The 14,720-nt window shown below is 58.6% G+C and carries 13 protein-coding genes; 6 read left to right on the forward strand and 7 right to left on the reverse strand.

The window, feature by feature from the left end; genetic code table 11:
• Positions 1 to 9 precede the first annotated feature (9 nt).
• On the reverse strand, positions 10 to 1,560 hold the full coding sequence (gene pdxR / locus AC3IUE_RS32085; protein ID WP_489264725.1) for a MocR-like pyridoxine biosynthesis transcription factor PdxR: 1,551 nt from the start codon (positions 1,558 to 1,560) through the stop codon (positions 10 to 12).
• 90 nt (positions 1,561 to 1,650) lie between these two features.
• Between pdxR and AC3IUE_RS32090 the strand changes: the two genes are divergently transcribed.
• Genes AC3IUE_RS32090 through AC3IUE_RS32100 form a run of 3 tightly spaced genes read left to right on the forward strand, consistent with a single transcriptional unit; the run spans position 1,651 to position 3,419 of the window.
• A complete protein-coding gene (locus tag AC3IUE_RS32090) occupies positions 1,651 to 2,274 on the forward strand; it encodes an FMN-binding negative transcriptional regulator (RefSeq protein WP_489264727.1) in 624 nt (207 codons plus the stop codon).
• A gap of 9 nt (positions 2,275 to 2,283) precedes the next feature.
• Entirely contained in the window at positions 2,284 to 2,730 is a 447-nt protein-coding gene (locus tag AC3IUE_RS32095; RefSeq protein ID WP_489264729.1) for a GNAT family N-acetyltransferase, read from the forward strand.
• A gap of 17 nt (positions 2,731 to 2,747) precedes the next feature.
• Positions 2,748 to 3,419 (forward strand): GNAT family N-acetyltransferase, encoded by a 672-nt coding sequence (locus AC3IUE_RS32100; protein WP_489264731.1) that lies wholly within the window; start codon positions 2,748 to 2,750, stop codon positions 3,417 to 3,419.
• Positions 3,420 to 3,554: 135 nt separating this feature from the next.
• Here the strand turns inward: AC3IUE_RS32100 and AC3IUE_RS32105 are convergent, their stop codons facing one another.
• Positions 3,555 to 4,454, reverse strand: coding sequence for a homocysteine S-methyltransferase family protein (locus tag AC3IUE_RS32105; protein ID WP_489264733.1), 900 nt, complete (start codon positions 4,452 to 4,454; stop codon positions 3,555 to 3,557).
• 112 nt (positions 4,455 to 4,566) lie between these two features.
• On the opposite strand from AC3IUE_RS32105, the gene AC3IUE_RS32110 reads away from it, so the two are divergent.
• Entirely contained in the window at positions 4,567 to 5,388 is an 822-nt protein-coding gene (locus AC3IUE_RS32110; RefSeq protein ID WP_489264735.1) for an ABC transporter substrate-binding protein, read from the forward strand.
• Positions 5,385 to 6,221 carry an amino acid ABC transporter permease gene (locus AC3IUE_RS32115; protein ID WP_046044976.1) on the forward strand — a complete coding sequence of 279 codons (837 nt, stop codon included), beginning with the start codon at positions 5,385 to 5,387 and terminating at the stop codon, positions 6,219 to 6,221. Before AC3IUE_RS32110 ends, AC3IUE_RS32115 begins: the two co-directional genes overlap by 4 nt.
• Before the next feature lie 72 nt (positions 6,222 to 6,293).
• On the opposite strand, the gene AC3IUE_RS32120 is transcribed toward AC3IUE_RS32115, so the two are convergent.
• The 3 genes from AC3IUE_RS32120 to AC3IUE_RS32130 all read right to left on the reverse strand — a co-directional run bounded on the left by AC3IUE_RS32120 (position 6,294) and on the right by AC3IUE_RS32130 (position 8,582).
• The gene (locus AC3IUE_RS32120; RefSeq protein WP_046044975.1) at positions 6,294 to 6,563 is read right to left on the reverse strand and encodes a hypothetical protein; all 270 of its coding nucleotides are present in this window, start codon (positions 6,561 to 6,563) and stop codon (positions 6,294 to 6,296) included.
• 391 nt (positions 6,564 to 6,954) lie between these two features.
• Entirely contained in the window at positions 6,955 to 7,233 is a 279-nt protein-coding gene (locus tag AC3IUE_RS32125; protein WP_095126854.1) for a helix-turn-helix domain-containing protein, read from the reverse strand.
• Positions 7,230 to 8,582 carry a HipA domain-containing protein gene (locus AC3IUE_RS32130; RefSeq protein WP_489264738.1) on the reverse strand — a complete coding sequence of 451 codons (1,353 nt, stop codon included), beginning with the start codon at positions 8,580 to 8,582 and terminating at the stop codon, positions 7,230 to 7,232. The genes AC3IUE_RS32125 and AC3IUE_RS32130 overlap by 4 nt, the downstream gene beginning before the upstream one ends.
• Positions 8,583 to 9,008: 426 nt before the next feature.
• Between AC3IUE_RS32130 and AC3IUE_RS32135 the strand changes: the two genes are divergently transcribed.
• Positions 9,009 to 11,354: an autotransporter outer membrane beta-barrel domain-containing protein gene (locus AC3IUE_RS32135; RefSeq protein ID WP_489264740.1), complete on the forward strand. Its 2,346-nt coding sequence runs from the start codon at positions 9,009 to 9,011 to the stop codon at positions 11,352 to 11,354.
• Between the two features lie 77 nt (positions 11,355 to 11,431).
• Here the strand turns inward: AC3IUE_RS32135 and oadA are convergent, their stop codons facing one another.
• Together oadA and AC3IUE_RS32145 are read right to left on the reverse strand one after the other, a co-directional pair.
• Positions 11,432 to 13,240, reverse strand: a complete 1,809-nt coding sequence (gene oadA / locus AC3IUE_RS32140) for a sodium-extruding oxaloacetate decarboxylase subunit alpha (protein ID WP_489264742.1) — start codon at positions 13,238 to 13,240, stop codon at positions 11,432 to 11,434.
• A gap of 11 nt (positions 13,241 to 13,251) precedes the next feature.
• Entirely contained in the window at positions 13,252 to 14,667 is a 1,416-nt protein-coding gene (locus tag AC3IUE_RS32145; RefSeq protein ID WP_008156643.1) for an acetyl-CoA carboxylase biotin carboxylase subunit, read from the reverse strand.
• Between the last annotated feature and the right edge of the window lie 53 nt (positions 14,668 to 14,720).

Consider the following 14,720-nt stretch of genomic DNA (forward strand, 5'->3'; position numbering starts at 1 on the left):
TCCTCGATCTCAGGGCCGCCAGGCCTTTTGCAATCGCCCGAGCGCTGCGCTGATCGCCGCCTCGGGCACCGCCGCAAAGCCCAGCACCAGCCCGGCGCGTTCATCCACAGTGTTTGTCGAATCCGGTAGCCAGTAACTGCTCAGGCCGTTGATCTCGACATCGACGCTGGCGGCGGCTTCAATCAGTTCGCGTTCGCGGGCCTGAGTGTCGACCGCCACCGTCAGGTGCAGCCCTGCCGCCACACTCGGCAGGCCGCCCACCCCTGGGATATCCGAAGGCCAGTTGGCCAGAAGCGTATTGCGACGACTCAACGCGGCGCGGCGCATGCGGCGGATGTGCCGCTGGAAATGCCCGGCCGCCATGAACTCGGCCATGACGGCCTGGGTGCTCACCTCGGAGTGGCGCACATCGACCGCGCGACGCTGGGCGAAAGCGTCCACCAATGCCGGTGGCAGCACCAGATAGCCCAGGCGCAATGCCGGGAAAGCCACTTTACCGAACGTGCCGACGTAGAGCACCCGCCCGTGACGATCAAGCGCAGCCAGCGGTGCCAGTGGCGCGCCGCTGTAACGATATTCGCCATCGTAATCATCCTCGACGATCCAACCCTCGGTTCGCTCGGCCCAGGCCAACAACTCCAGCCGCCGCGCCAGACTCATCACCACCCCGGTCGGGTATTGATGCGACGGCGTGACATAGGCCAATCGACAATCGTTGAGCCCGTTCAATTCGGTGCAGTCGATACCGTCGCTGTCCACCGCCACCCCATGCAATCGCGCACCGGCCACGGCGAACGCATGACCCGCCGCCCGATACCCCGGATTCTCGATCGCCACGCCATCGCCCGGCTCTACCAGCAGCTGTGCACAAAGGCTAATCCCCTGCTGCGCGCCACTGGTGATCACTATTTGCTCAGCCGTGCACTGCATCCCCCGAGAACTGCGCAAATACGCGGCAATCAGACCACGTAATCGCGCATCGCCCGCCGGATCGCCGTAACACAGCTGCTGGAGATCCGGCTTACGCCAGAAAGCCGCATTCAGCTTGGCCCAGACCTCGAAAGGGAACAGATCAAAAGCCGGAACACCCACGCGAAATGCACGAGGTGGACCGACGGGAGGCAGGGCCAAATGGTTCCTCTCAACCCGCCCCAATGCGCCGCTGTGGATAACTTTGCTGGATGAAACCACAGGTAAATCCAGCCAATTTGTGGATAAGGCTGTGGGTAACCCTGTTGACAACCCTGTGGATACTTTTGTGGATAGTTTTTTCACCGGCAACACTGATTGAGGCAATTGCGCGACATACGTCCCGTCACCCACACGCCCTTCAATAAAGCCCTCGGCGTAGAGCTGATCGTAGGCCCGGACCACGCTGTTTCGGGAAATCGACAACGCCGCCGCCAGATCGCGACTGGCGGGTAATCGCGTACCGCTGGCCAGACGACCGTCGAGCACTCGCACCCGCAAGGCTTGATAGAGCTGACGACTCAAACCCTGACGGCGATCGAGTTCGATCCCCGCGGGGTTGAATGACAAGGACAGTGGCTCGCTGGTCATGGCAATGGACCTATGAAATTGCTCGTTAATGGCTCTTACAACAGACCATTAGCCTGCCTAGGATGCAGGCATTCGCCAAGGAAAATCTCCATGTACACGCCAAGCAACTTTGCCATAGAAGATTTGCATGACCTGCACCAGCAGATACTCGGCACCCGCCTCGCTGTGTTGGTCACACACGGGGAACAAGGTCTGCAAGCCAGCCATTTACCGCTGCTGTTGAGTGCGGACCAGGGACCGAATGGCACCCTTTACGGACACTTCGCCAAGGCCAATCCGCAATGGAAGGAACTGCAGAACGGTGCCGAAGCCCTGGTGATTTTTGCCGGTGCCGACGCTTACGTCAGCCCGGGGTTTTACCCGAGCAAGGCCGAGCACGGCAAAGTGGTGCCGACCTGGAACTACGTCGCCGTGCACGCGTACGGCACGGCCGACGTGTTCACCGACGCCGATCGCCTGCGCACGCTGGTCAGCGCGCTGACTGATCGTCATGAAGCGGGTCGCGCCAATCCATGGAAAGTCGCCGATGCCCCCGCCGACTACATTGACGGGATGCTCAAGGCCATCGTCGGTTTTGCTTTGCCGATTCAGCGCCTGGAAGGCAAGCGCAAGCTCAGCCAGAACCGCAACGCTGCAGACATCACCGGTGTGCGCGAGGGGCTTGCCGCCAGCCCTGATGTGCACGACCAGGCCCTCGCCCACTTGATGCGTTAAGGAACGAACATGAGTCAGATCGACATCCGCCAGGTCACCGCCGACGACCACGCCGCCTGGTTGCCTTTGTGGCATGCGTACCTGCGTTTCTACAACACCGAACTGCCTGAGGCCGTCACCCAAAGCACCTGGCAGCGCATGCTCGACTCGAGCGAACCGACCCATGCCGCGCTGGCCTGGGCCGATGGCAAGGCGGTGGGCATGGTGCATTTCATCTACCATCGTTCGAACTGGAGCATCGAAAACTCCTGCTACCTGCAAGACTTGCTGGTAGCGCCGGAAACCCGTGGCACTGGCGTTGGCCGGCAGTTGATCGAATTCGTTTATGCCACCGCCAAAGAGGACGGTTGCTGCAAGGTGCACTGGCTGACCCACGAAACCAACGCCACCGCGATCCAGCTCTACGAGCGCATCGCCGAACGCCCCGGTTTCATCCAGTTTCGCAAAGCCATTTAAGGTTCAAGGAGAACAGCATGTCGACTTCACTCGCCGACTGGAAAGGCGTTCCGGCACCGTCGGTTCAAACCATCGAAGGGCGTTTCATCCGCCTGGAAAAACTCGACCCGGCGCGTCACGCCGACGGTTTGTGGAAAGCCCTGCAAGGCCCGGGTGCCGACCCGAAACTCTGGGATTATTTGCCATACGGTCCTTTCCCGGAGCGCAGCGCGTTCAACGATTGGCTGAACAATCATGCGGCCAATAGCGACCCGTATTTCTTCAGCGTGATCGACCGTGCCAGCGGCGATGTGCAAGGCATCCTCAGTTTGATGTCGATTGTTCCTTCACAAGGTCGGATCGAGATCGGCCATGTCACTTTCGGTGCGCCAATGCAGCGCTCGCCGAAAAGCACCGAGGCGGTTTATTTGCTGGCCAAGGAATCCTTTGCGCTGGGTTATCGCCGTCTGGAGTGGAAGTGCAACAACGGCAATGCCCGCTCCAAATACGCGGCCGAACGGCTGGGGTTCAGTTTTGAGGGCGTGTTTCGCCAGCACATGGTGGTCAAGGGTCAGAATCGGGACACGGCGTGGTATTCGATTCTGGACTCGGAATGGCCGGCGATCGGGGCGGGGTTTGAGCGCTGGCTGTCCGATGAGAACCAGACGGATTCGGGGCAGGTGAAAACGTTGGCGGAGTGCCGCACCTGATTCGGTCGCGCCTGGACGGACGCCATCGTCGGAACGCCGCCCGGAGCAGGCTCACTCCCACAATTGATCTGCGGCGATCCCCAATATTGCGTTCACCGAAAATCCCTGTGGGAGCGAGCCTGCTCGCGAATGGCTTCACGCTAATTTCTGGGCAAGCACCGCAATATGCTCAGGCCCAATCCCGCAGCAACCACCCAAATGACTGGCGCCGCGTTCTTTCCAATCCGCCGCCCACTGCAAGTAACCCGGCGGATCAAGGTCTTCACGCAACGGGTCCAGACCGTCATTGGCCGTGGCCTCTTTCGGTTGCGGCGGGAAAGCATTGGCGTACGCGCCGATGTGAATCTTCACCCCCAAACGCTCGAAGGTTTCCCGCGCCGCATCAATCGCAGCACCGATCACTTCCGGCTGGCTGCAGTTGAACAGCAACGTCTCGACGCCCAGCTCAGCCGCCACTGCTGCGGCGTCGGCCACAGGCTCACCCGAACGCAAGCGCGGCACTTCGTCCGTGTCCTCATCCTTCAGGGTAAACGACAGCCAGAACGGCTTGCCGTCTGTTGGCAGACCGGCATGGATCGCTCGCGCTTCAGCGATCGAACTCTGGGTTTCTGCCAGCCACAGATCGACATGAGGTGTCAGCCCCGTCACCAGCGGCGCCAATAATTCGGCCGCCCGAGCAGCGTCGAAAAGGTCCGGACGATAGGACCCAAACAGCGGCGGCAATGAACCGGCCACACGCACCGCTTTGCCCGAAGCCTCTACCGCGCGCCGAGCCAGCTCACCGGCCAACGCCGCGAGCGCCTGCCCTTCTGCTGCAAAACGCTCTTCGCCAATGTGAAACGGAACCACCGCGTAACTGTTGCTGGTGATCACGTTCGCACCGCTTTCGATATAAGCCGTGTGCACCGCCTCTACCGCTTGCGGCGCTTCGCTCAAGGCCAGCGCCGACCACTCGGGCTGTCTGAACGGTGCGCCTCGGCGTTGCAACTCACGACCCATGCCGCCATCCAGAATTACTGTGCTTGCTGCGCCCATATGCTTTTCACTCATAAGCTTATGAAAATAACTCACTATCAGAGTCGTTCTTATAACTATTTAATACGCACCATCCGGTTAATAACAACCTCTTTTTTATCAGGGATCGACTGTGAAATTCCAACCACTCCTGGCCCTGGGCCTGACGATTCTGGCTGCCTCCACCCAAGCCTTTGGCGGGGCCACGCTGGATCGCGTAGAAAAAAAGAAAGAACTGGTCGGCGTGTTGATGGAAAGCTATCCACCCTTCTCGTTCCTCAATGACCAGAACCAACTCGATGGCTTCGACGTCGAAGTGGCCAAGGCCGTGGCAGACAAACTGGGCGTCAAACTGCGCCTGGAAACCCCGTCCTGGGACGTGATCGCCGCCGGCCGCTGGAGTGGGCGTTACGACATCTGCATCTGCTCCATGACCCCGAGCAAGGCCCGCGCCGAAGTCTTCGACTTCCCGGTCGAGTACTACGCCTCGCCAGCGGTGATCGTGGTCAACGCCAAGGACAACAGCATCCACAGCGCCAAAGACCTGAGCGGCAAGAAAGTCGGCCTCACCAGCGCCTCCAGCTACGAAAGCTACCTGAACAAGAACCTGGTGATCGAAGGCGCCGAAGACACTCAATTGCAGTACCCGTTCGAGGACGTGCAGATCGCGCCGTATGACACTGACAACGTGGCGTTCCAGGACCTCGGCCTGGGTGCCGGCGTTCGACTGGATGCGATCCTCACCAACCTTGTCACCGCCCAACCGCGCCTGACCGAAGACAAGCGCTTCAAGCTCGCCGGCGAGCCGCTGTACTCGGAGCCGAACTCGGTGGCCATTGAAAAAGGCGACGCCCAGTGGAACGCCAAAGTGCGTGATGTCTTCGCTCAGCTGAAACAGGACGGCACCCTGAGCAAGCTCTCGCAGAAATGGATCGGCGCCGACATCAGCAAATGACTTCTTTCCCCAAACCTCCTCAGCCGCCACAACCGGTGGCTGAGTCGCTGTTGCAACGGATCTTCGGTTTCCGCACGCGGCTGTACCTGACCTGGGCAGCGATGCTCGGGTTGTTCGCCAGCTTCTTCCTGAGCTTCGACCTGAAGTTCTCGATCATCCTCGACAAACTGCCGAACCTGATCGGTCTGCACCTGGCGCCCAACGGCTTCCTGCAAGGCGCAGCGCTGACGCTGTTTCTGTGCCTGTGCTCGATCGTGACCTCCTCGCTGCTGGGCTTCATCACCGCCCTGGCACGGCTGTCGAAAAGCGCCGTGGCCTTCGGCATTGCGAGCTTCTATGCCTCGTTCTTTCGTGGCACACCGCTACTGATCCAGATCCTGCTGATCTACCTCGGCCTGCCACAACTCGGCATCGTGCCCGGCGCCATCGCCGCTGGCATCATTGCCCTGTCGCTCAACTACGGCGCGTACCTCAGCGAAATCTTCCGCGCCGGCATCCTCGGCGTCCCTCACGGCCAACGCGAAGCATCCCTGGCCCTCGGCATGCGCGAAACCGTGATCTTCTGGCGCGTCACCCTGCCCCAGGCCATGCGCACCATCATCCCGCCGACCACCAACCAATTCATCTCGATGCTCAAAGACTCGTCCCTGATCTCGGTGATGGGGGTTTGGGAGGTGATGTTTCTGGCGCAATCGTATGGGCGCTCGAGCTATCGCTACATCGAGATGCTGACGACGGCGGCGGTGATTTATTGGGTGATGTCGATTGGGTTGGAGCTGATTCAGGCGCGGATGGAGCGGCATTATGGGAAGGCGTATTTGAGCCGTAGCTAGCGAAAAGTTCGCAGCCTTCGAATGTACGCAAATCCCATGTAGGAGCTGCCGAAGGCTGCGATCTTTTAATCTTTAACGTGTGGTTTTATCCAGCTTCCAGCCCAACGCATCCAAGGCGTCACAGCCATCCTGGATCAACATATGCGCAGCGTTGGCAAAGTGTTCCAAGTCATGACCTTCCGCATCCTTCACGCACAGACATGTGACGCTGTTGAGCAGATTTCGTGCGGCTTTGATTCGATGGGTGGCAGTTTCAAGAAGGTCGGAAGCACGGGCTTCGGTGTCGATGTACAACGTCGGGCCGACGCTGAAGTTGCCTTGGAGCGGGTGATATTTGGACATGGGGATTTCTCTCTGAGTGAAGAGCTCCCACCGTTCGCGGCTAAGCAAATTTAGGTGACAGCTGTACGCGGGTTAGCCGACCGGACAAAGAGAACTCCGGCACACCCGAAGGTGTCCCACGCACAGCCGCCATAGGCATAAAAACATAGGCAGCAAAAAGCGCCTCCTTTCAGGGGGCGCCCGTGCACTCTTTGTTCGACCGGCTAAGATCGATCACCGATTCGTCGGCGACGGGCGAACTATAGGCGAGCCCTCATTCGATGTAAAACCCGGTCCCCTTATCTCAGAGCGGTCCTACACCAAGCACCGAATGAAGTGACGAATTCAATACTTGGTTGACTGCTGTGTCGCCATCGCGAGCAAGCTCGCTCCCACATTGGTCCGTGCAGTTTCAGCTGAAATCGCGCCGAATCCGAACTACGCCCATCTTCAATCCAAACGGTCGGAACACCGAATTCAACGATTTCAGCGTCTGATTGCCTTCTCCATGTTCGATATGCACCAGCGTGCGCACCGAGACTTTGCACATCTTTGCAAACTGGGTCTGGTGCAGGCCTGTGACTTCCACCCGCAAGCGACGGACTGCCTCACCAATCTCAAGAGTGCCTTGGGCCAGCGCCTCTTGAATGCTTTCTATGAGCAATGTGCGCTCGGCAACCGTCATGCTCATTTCAGGTCCCACTCTTTCAAACGCTGCTCCAGATTTTTCAATGCAATTCGCGGGTGATTCATTGTGGCGTCGGGCAATCCGCTGTCAGTCAGAATGTCCGGGAGTGCCAATAGGTGTTTGGCATCCTCGCGCAGGCGTTCAAAAGAACCCGGCAAATCAATTAGCGCTGCCAGCGGATCATTCGGATCAGCGATGTCGGCCAATGCCTGGCACACACCACGCCAATTTACGTCCCCAGCCCTCTCCAACTCTTTCGGCCACTTGGTGGTTCTTGTCACGCCTTCGTCGTCCATCACCATTGGCGCCAAGTCATAGATCGGTGCCAGGCGAAACGAGGCCGTATCGCGGATGATTGCGGTATTGCGCCCGTGGTTATCTGAGTTGCCGAGGATTTTATTGAGCAGATCCCGACGCAGATAGTCAGCAACGAGATTCGGGATTTGGTCCGCCTGCCCCGCATCACGCCATAGCCCCGCAAGCAGCCGGATAACTTCCATGTGGTCCATCGGGCTACCGGGCGTGGTGATTTGCGCCAGAGAGTAGATCGACTCCACGGCAAAACGCTCGACACCCTGAGGGGTCACTTGCCGATCAAAACGCTGCATCCACAAGCTAGGTTTGGTCGCCTCCTCCAAGGCCAAGCCCTTTTCTGCCACCGTTTCGATGCCTAGTTTTTGTAGTGCCTTGTAGTAGTGGTACTCGCTTCTAAGAATGTCCTGATCGTTCCGGGTTCCTTTATTGCGAGAGAACTTCACGAACCAGTGCTGGGTAACGTCTGCATCGTCCAATACTGCATCGGGGTATAGATCTGCGCCCTTACACTCAGCTAACAAAAGTTTTGGCGCCTCGCCACCTGCCCCCGTTGCTCCACCAATTGCAGCGCCCTGCTCATAGGCATATTCGAGAAACCGGTTATCACGACTAATGACGTCTTGGCGTTTAAACCCTATAGGCTCGCGCTGATCTACTGCCTCGGCGGATTCCTTTATGCGCATATTGCCAATCGGTGCCGGAGTGCTTCTGGCCAGTAAATAAAGGTCGACACTGACGTCAGCAGGCTTGTCACGACCTATGTGTGTCAGCAGAAATTTCTTGGCGGCACCGGCAGGTGCGATGTCATGCAGAAATGCTGGCGCGTTGGATCGCTTACCCTCCCAGTCCAAAGGAAACCTGGCACTTACGGCTTTGGCAAAGGGTGTTCCAATACCCTCAATGTTTTCGACGAGATAGGGGGTTTCGTAGCCAAAGTTGCATCGACTTTCGAAACCTTTTTCAGGGCTGTCAAAGCTTAAGACCATGGCGTCGTGCCAATTCCCGGAGGTAAAGATCTGTAAAGTCAGGTCGTACATATCGTCATCACCTGCGTTTAAATGCATCTCTCAGAAGCTAGCGCGTACTTTAACTGCAATATAGTGCATTTATTATCACCAAACACTGTATCAATACGCATTAAAATGCAGATGAATTCAACCTAATGTAGAAAATGCGCAAAATAATGCAGATTCGAACCAATACTAGTATCGGCAGCAACAGACGGAGTCTGGGTTGCCCAGTCAGTGGCAGATGAGTTTCCGAGTTTGCGATAGCCGACCGTGTCTTGATTTGCTGTAAGAAAAAGCGTCAGCCCGAACGGGTAAAAACAGCCTTCCTCAGGGGGCCGGCAATTTTCTACACAACCTTCTGACAACCCCCGCAAACCTGCGGGAAGCAGCTGACATCGGCACCTATAGCCTCCCTCTTAGAGTTTGGCCTCCTATCAACAGAGGCCGAATTCAATGTCCGTTCAACATAAATACCGACCAAAACACCTGGCGCTGGCCGTTGCGCTTGCGCTGGGTGGCGCTGAAATTTCGCTTGCCCAGCAAGTATCCATCGATGACACCATTCCTTCGGGTGCAACGCCGGAGCAGCTCATAGCGGCGCTGGACGCATTTACAAATGCCCCCACCACCAACAAGATTCCCATCAACAAAGCAGCGGATGGTACTGATCGGACATTCGGCGATGGAGATGATCTGGTCATTGTGTCTGGCCGCGGAGTCCTTTCCGGATTTATCGACGGTGGTGACGGTGTCAACTTCCTGCAACTTGATACCGCGAGCGGTGGCACGTTAGGCGAGAGCCGTCGTTTTGAAGGCCTGGAGCTCAAACGAAGCACTTGGACCATGAATGGTTCCGGTGATTTCAATACTGGTGTCTTGATACGTTCAAAGGCAACGCTAATAAATAATGGGCATATCCAGGGTGGGGCGTTGACCCAAGGAACGCTTGTCAACAACGGAAAGATTGGCGGCGGAGCGACCGTGCAATCAGGAGGCTCCCTGAACAACCCGGGGACTATCGAAGGCGACGTCGTTATCCATGAAAAAGGTGCTTTCGCGGGCAACGGTTTAACGGGTTCCCTGAAGGTAAACGGAAAACTTTCTGTCGACAGTTTGCACGGCGCACCGAAAGTTAAAGGTGACTTGAATCTCTCCAAAACTGCCGAGCTAACTTACGAGGTCAATGCCGACCGCAAAAGTGAAACGATATTGGTCGGTGGCACCGCCAGCCTTGGCGGCGCCACACTGAACATCGTTGCAGCACCGGGTGACTACTCGCTAATCAGCGAAAACAAAATCCTTTTTGCCGATAAAGTCGAAGGGGAGTTTGGGAAAGTCCTCAACAACCTTGCCTTTTTAACGCCCAATCTCGACTACCAAGACAAGAGTGTCGGCCTGATCCTCGTCCGTAACGATGTGCCGTTGGATGCTGTCGCAACCACGGATAACGGGAAGGAAGTCGCCCAAAGCATTGAAGAGCCGAAGGACATACCTCAAGCACCCTCCGTCGCTGAAGCCCCGAATCCACCTGCCGACATATCCGTTCCGGTCTCCACACCGACAACCACCGCTGAAAAACCTTCGATAGCCGCAATACCACCTACCACCGACCAGCCCGTCACTGCCGCAACTCCACCCACCACCGACCAGCCCGTCACTGCCGCAACTCCAACCACCACCGACCAGCCAGTCACAGCCTCGACGCCCCCCCCAGCTGCCCATTCCGTCGCCACAGTGCCAAAGGCATCCAGCCCCACAAACGCTGCTGTCGCAGCCCTGCTCAGCGCTGACAAACAGACGGCATCTGTTGCCATCGAACAGCTGGCCGGCGGCAACAACGCCAACCTTGCGAAAGCGACCCTGAACAGTGACAGCCCAATCAGCGCGACCATGCTCTCGGCCATGCGTCAGCTGGACAGCGCCAGTAGCTACAGCAAATCCACCAAGCGAAATGCACCACGCCTGGCCGCCGGCAGCGAAGACAATGGCCGAGTCTGGCTTCAAGCATTGGGTCACGGCGGGACGCTGGATCGCGACTACGACGCGCTGAAACACTCCACCCAAGGCCTGGTTTTGGGTGCAGATTGGGGAATTGATGAGGAATGGCGCATCGGTGTAATGAGCGGTAAATCCGAAACGCGCCTGGACAGCCGTGGACTCGACGGCGATCTCGACAGCTGGCATGTGGGAGCTTATGCCCTGCGTCAAAACGGACCAATGTCGCTGCGCCTGGGCGCGACCTATAGCAACCACGACGGCAGCACTAAACGCCGGGTTGCCTTCAAAGGTTTCAGTGACCGCCCCGAAGGCCGTTACGATGCCAACACCCAGCAGGCCTTTGCGGAATTGGGTTACAACCTGGGCCAGGCGAACGTCAGCATCGAACCGTTTGCCAGCCTGGGCTACCAACGCTATCAGCGCGACACTTACACGGAAAAAGGTGGCGCAGCGGCACTGAAGGTACACGGCCAAACGCAGAACAATTTGAACAGTACATTCGGCCTGCGGCTGGCGAAGCTCAACACGCTGGATAACGGCATGCGACTGACGCCGCGGTTCAGTGCTGGCTGGAAACACACTTACGGGGACGTCTACAGCGATACCCGCCAACGATTAGTGACGGGCGGAAAAAACTTCACCGTTTCTGGCGCGCCGCTGGATCGTGACAGTCTGCTGGTCGATGCTGGGCTGGACCTTGGATTGTCAGCAAAACACACCCTGGGCGTCGGTCTCACCGGCGAGATCGGCACCGACAGCCGAAACCACGGCGTGACGGGTCAGTGGCGAATGCGTTTCTAACGGCCACAAATTCGGGGCGAAAAAAAGGGGAGCACATGCCCCCCCGAGGTTTAAAGCGGTGTATCGAGGCTGTTAACTCAGCCTTCGATCTCGATCAGGATTTCGCCCGGGTTCACCCGGTCGCCCTTGGCCACGTGGATGGCGGTGACTTTGCCGGCGATGGCCGCCTGCACTTCGGTTTCCATCTTCATCGCTTCGGTGATCAGCACGGCCTGGCCGGCTTTCACGGTGTCGCCTTCCTTGACCAGCACGTCGACGATGTTGCCCGGCATGGTGGTGCTGACGTGGCCCGGTGCAGTGGCTTGCTTGCGCTTGCTGCTGCCGCCGCTGACGAATTCGTTGAGCGGTTCGAACACCACTTCTTCCGGCATGCCGTCGATAGACAGGTAGAAGTGACGCTTGCCTTCAGCCTTGACGCCGACACCGGTGATGTCGACGCGGTAGGTTTCGCCGTGGACGTCGATGACGAACTCGGTCGGCACGCCTTCGCCACCGGCCGAGGTCACGCCGCCGGCTTCAGGAATCGGCAGCAGCACTTCAGGCGTCAGGGTGCCGGCGGCGCGTTCTTCGAGGAACTTGCGGCCGATGTCCGGGAACATGGCGTAGGTCAGCACGTCTTCTTCAGACTTGGCCACGTTACCGATTTCGGCACGCAGTTTGGTCATTTCCGGCTTGAGCAGATCGGCCGGACGCACGTCGATCACTTCTTCGCTGCCGATGGCCTGGCGACGCAGTTTTTCGTTCACGGTGCCCGGCGCTTTGCCATAGCCGCCTTGCAGGTAAAGCTTCACTTCGTTGGTGATGGTCTTGTAGCGCTCGCCGGCCAGCACGTTGAAGAACGCCTGGGTGCCGACGATCTGCGAGGTCGGGGTCACCAGCGGCGGGAAGCCGAGGTCTTCACGAACGCGCGGGATTTCGGCCAGCACTTCGCTCATGCGGTTCAGGGCGCCCTGCTCTTTCAACTGGTTGGCCAGGTTGGAAATCATCCCGCCCGGTACCTGGTTGACTTGAACGCGGGTATCGACGGCGGTGAACTCGCTTTCGAACTGGTGGTACTTCTTGCGCACGGCGTAGAAGTACAGACCGATCTCTTGCAGCAGTTCCAGGTTCAGGCCGGTGTCGAACTCGCTGCCTTTAAGGGCGGCAACCATCGACTCGGTGCCCGGGTGGCTGGTGCCCCAGGCGAAGCTGGAGATCGCGGTATCGATGTGGTCGGCACCGTTTTCGATGGCCTTGAGTTGGCACATCGCGGCCAAACCAGCGGTGTCGTGCGAGTGAATGAACACTGGCAGCGATTGCTCGGATTTCAACGCCTTGACCAGTTCGCCGGTAGCGTAAGGAGTCAGCAGGCCAGCCATGTCCTTGATCGCCACCGAGTCGCAACCCATGGCTTCCATCTGCTTGGCTTGCGCCACGAACGCCTCGATGGTGTGCACCGGGCTGGTGGTGTAAGCGATGGTGCCTTGAGCGTGTTTGCCGGCGGCTTTCACCGCTTCGATGGCCACTCGCAGGTTACGCACGTCGTTCATGGCGTCGAAGATGCGGAACACGTCGATGCCGTTGACCGCAGCCTTGGCGACGAAGGCTTTGACCACGTCGTCGCTGTAGTGGCGGTAGCCCAGCAGGTTCTGGCCACGCAGGAGCATTTGCAGGCGAGTGTTAGGCAACGCCGCGCGCAGCTGGCGCAGACGCTCCCACGGGTCTTCTTTCAGAAAGCGTACGCAGGCGTCGAAAGTCGCGCCGCCCCAGACTTCCAGCGACCAGTAGCCGACTTTGTCGAGCTTGTCGCAGATCGGCAGCATGTCTTCGGTGCGCATGCGGGTCGCGAGCAGCGATTGGTGGGCGTCGCGCAGGATTGTGTCGGTAACGTAGATTTGTTTGCTCATTGTTCTATTCCTCACAGGCCTGCGTGGGCGGCGATGGCGGCGGCGATGGCCAGGGCCAGCTCTTCGGGTTTGCGCTTGATCGAGTAGTTGGTCAGTTCAGGGTGGCTTTCAACGAAGCTGGTGTTGAACTGGCCGCTACGGAATTCCGGATTACGCAGGATTTCCTGGTAGTACGCGGCGGTGGTCTTGACCCCTTGCAGACGCATGTCGTCGAGGGCACGCAAGCCACGGTCCATCGCCTCTTCCCAGGTCAGCGCCCAGACCACCAGTTTCAGGCACATGGAGTCGTAGAACGGTGGAATGGTGTAACCGGTGTAGATCGCCGTGTCGGTGCGCACGCCGGGGCCGCCGGGGGCGTAGTACCGGGTGATCTTGCCGAAGCTCGGCAGGAAGTTGTTTTTCGGGTCTTCGGCGTTGATCCGGAATTGCAGCGCGAAACCGCGGTGCTGGATGTCTTCCTGTTTCACCGAAAGCGGGAGGCCTGACGCGATGCGAATCTGCTCGCGAACGATGTCGATGCCGGTGATTTCTTCGGTGATGGTGTGTTCCACCTGCACCCGGGTGTTCATCTCCATGAAGTACACCTCGCCCTCGGCGAGCAGGAACTCCACGGTGCCAGCGTTCTCGTAACCCACGGCCTTGGCTGCGCGCACCGACAGGTCGCCGATGTAGGCGCGCTGCTCAGGGGTCAGTTGCGGGCTCGGGGCGATCTCGATGAGCTTCTGGTTGCGACGCTGGATCGAGCAGTCACGCTCGAACAAATGCACCACGTTGCCAAAGCTGTCGCCGAGGATCTGCGCTTCGATGTGTTTTGGATTGACGATGCATTTTTCCAGGAACACTTCCGCGGAACCAAAGGCCTTGGTGGCTTCGGAAATGACCCGCGGGAATGCTTGTTCAAGTTCTTCCCGGCTGTCGCAGCGACGGATACCACGACCACCACCACCGGAAGTCGCCTTGAGCATCACCGGATAACCGATGCGGTCGCCTTCGATCAAGGCTTCCGCGATATCCGCGACGTTGCCTTCGGTCCCCGGGGTGACGGGTACGCCAGCCTTGATCATGCTGCGACGGGCTTCAGTCTTGTCGCCCATGCGGCGAATCACTTCAGCCGATGGACCGATGAACTTGATGCCGCGCTCGGCGCAGATATCCGCCAGTTCAGCGTTTTCCGAGAGGAAACCGTAGCCGGGGTGCAGCGCATCGCAACCGGTTTCTACCGCCAGATTCACCAGCTTGCGCGCATTCAGGTAGCCGGCCAGTGGCTCGGCACCGATGCTGTGGGCCTCGTCCGCACGCTTCACATGCAGCGCATGGCGGTCGGCGTCGGAATAGATCGCGACCGAGCGAATGCCCATCTCGGCGCAGGCACGTACGATTCGTACGGCAATCTCACCACGGTTGGCGATCAGGATCTTTTTTATCACTTGGAGGTTCCCTTGAGCCGGTGGTACCCACGACCTGCTAGACCAGGTCGACG

It is taken from the genome of Pseudomonas sp. GL_093 (assembly GCF_057837605.1).

What these genes read in the sequence shown, in the direction of transcription:
- pdxR (WP_489264725.1), bottom strand. Translation starts at nt 1,560, where the DNA reads ATGACCAGCGAGCCACTGTCCTTGTCATTCAACCCCGCGGGGATCGAA.
- AC3IUE_RS32090 (WP_489264727.1), top strand. Translation starts at nt 1,651, where the DNA reads ATGTACACGCCAAGCAACTTTGCCATAGAAGATTTGCATGACCTGCAC.
- AC3IUE_RS32095 (WP_489264729.1), top strand. Translation starts at nt 2,284, where the DNA reads ATGAGTCAGATCGACATCCGCCAGGTCACCGCCGACGACCACGCCGCC.
- AC3IUE_RS32100 (WP_489264731.1), top strand. Translation starts at nt 2,748, where the DNA reads ATGTCGACTTCACTCGCCGACTGGAAAGGCGTTCCGGCACCGTCGGTT.
- AC3IUE_RS32105 (WP_489264733.1), bottom strand. Translation starts at nt 4,454, where the DNA reads ATGGGCGCAGCAAGCACAGTAATTCTGGATGGCGGCATGGGTCGTGAG.
- AC3IUE_RS32115 (WP_046044976.1), top strand. Translation starts at nt 5,385, where the DNA reads ATGACTTCTTTCCCCAAACCTCCTCAGCCGCCACAACCGGTGGCTGAG.
- AC3IUE_RS32120 (WP_046044975.1), bottom strand. Translation starts at nt 6,563, where the DNA reads ATGTCCAAATATCACCCGCTCCAAGGCAACTTCAGCGTCGGCCCGACG.
- AC3IUE_RS32125 (WP_095126854.1), bottom strand. Translation starts at nt 7,233, where the DNA reads ATGAGCATGACGGTTGCCGAGCGCACATTGCTCATAGAAAGCATTCAA.
- AC3IUE_RS32130 (WP_489264738.1), bottom strand. Translation starts at nt 8,582, where the DNA reads ATGTACGACCTGACTTTACAGATCTTTACCTCCGGGAATTGGCACGAC.
- AC3IUE_RS32135 (WP_489264740.1), top strand. Translation starts at nt 9,009, where the DNA reads ATGTCCGTTCAACATAAATACCGACCAAAACACCTGGCGCTGGCCGTT.
- oadA (WP_489264742.1), bottom strand. Translation starts at nt 13,240, where the DNA reads ATGAGCAAACAAATCTACGTTACCGACACAATCCTGCGCGACGCCCAC.